We start from the raw sequence: 1330 nt of genomic DNA, 5'->3' as shown, positions 1-1330 counted from the left end.
GATAATGGCACTGGAGCTGTGTCTTCGATAAGGTCAATATCGAGCGTTTGATCGCCGCAGGATTCGGAGTCGCATACAACCCGGTACGCATGGCCGGCAAGTAGTCGCAGCGAATAAATACCACCGCCCCTCCCCCAGCAGTAACGCTGGACGGAGGGGCGGTTTTCGCGTATTTACGCTTTCATGGGCGGAAGATTGAAATACAATCGGGCGATTCGCTCAGCTTCGCGGTTCTCCCTCTCATTACCAAGCAACAGAAGCCAGATGGCATTCTTCCCCGCTAGAGGAATCGGAGCCTTTAGCTGCTTTATACAGCCCTGCTCTTGTAAAAACTTTGCACCACGGCTCAGTCGGTTTCGCGCTGTCCGTGTGCGGGCCATTGTTGTTTCTGCGGCAGTGTCTAAATCATGTTCCTTGGAGGCGATGACCATGCCCATACCCTCTATCATCTTGTCCCAACCCTCCCAATAACACCAGTAGGCACGGTTTTGATATACGACGGCGTTCACATCCTCTTTGTCGATTACCTTCGAGGCCATGTAGGTCATCATCGACAAAGCCAGTAGGTCTAGCGTCTGCTTGCCGTTTTCATCAGTCTTGGAGAATTTGCCTTGGCTTGCGAGAGCATATACGCGATCTACATTGCGGTAGCCCATCTGTTCCGTCATCTTTCCTCCACGCCCTCGACTAAACTTGGGAGTGGAACTCTTGCTAGGGTTTCGTTTTTCAACCCTGTGGAGTCTTCACCTCCATAGGGTTTTTTATTCACACTCACATGATAACAGATAGTCACACCATAATGGGAATAGTGAGTCACAGTCAACGCTGATTATTGCTCACACCGACATGTGAACATACATGGATAGATACTAAAAGGCTTACATGAATATTTATACAAAAACCGATTTTTGATTTTTCGAGCGAATCACCGTCGATTCCGCCACGCCGAAACCGTTCCGCAGCCCAACCCGAAGATTTGTTGGAGAATGTTGGAGAATGAAGGATGTTGAATGCCTAGGATAAGGAAAACCGGAGCGGTCTACCCCATCCGCCACGAGCAGCGGAAAACACTCAAGGACGGCACGGTAAAGACATACGTGAACTGGCAGGCCAAGGTGGACGGCCGATGGGTGTCCGCCAAGACCTACAAGGAATGCGACAGGAAAATAGCCGAAGCCCTCAAGGAGAAAACCGAATGGGGCATGGGCGTAGACCGCGCCACCCGGCTCGGCGAGTACGCGGAACGATGGTTCGAGCTGAAACGACGCGACCTGAAACCCAAGTCCATCAACAACTACGCGAGCCTCATAAGCGTGCACCTGTGCAAGTA

Annotated in this window: 2 protein-coding genes; one reads left to right on the top strand and one right to left on the bottom strand. The window is 51.4% G+C overall.

Going from position 1 to position 1330, the window contains the following annotated elements:
- Positions 1 to 173: 173 nt before the first annotated feature.
- Entirely contained in the window at positions 174 to 668 is a 495-nt protein-coding gene (locus AB5Z52_RS17105) for a hypothetical protein (RefSeq protein WP_071478528.1), read from the bottom strand.
- 342 nt (positions 669 to 1010) lie between these two features.
- Between AB5Z52_RS17105 and AB5Z52_RS17100 the strand changes: the two genes are divergently transcribed.
- Positions 1011 to 1330, top strand: a 320-nt coding sequence (locus AB5Z52_RS17100; RefSeq protein WP_368267148.1) for a hypothetical protein, incomplete at its 3' end; no start/stop codon positions are given.

Origin of the sequence: Enterococcus sp. RTP21361st1_A6_RTP21361_211029, assembly GCF_040910045.1 — a bacterium.
Classification (GTDB): domain Bacteria; phylum Bacillota; class Bacilli; order Lactobacillales; family Enterococcaceae; genus Enterococcus_D; species Enterococcus_D gallinarum.
This window is presented reverse-complemented; position numbering and strand designations above follow the sequence as displayed.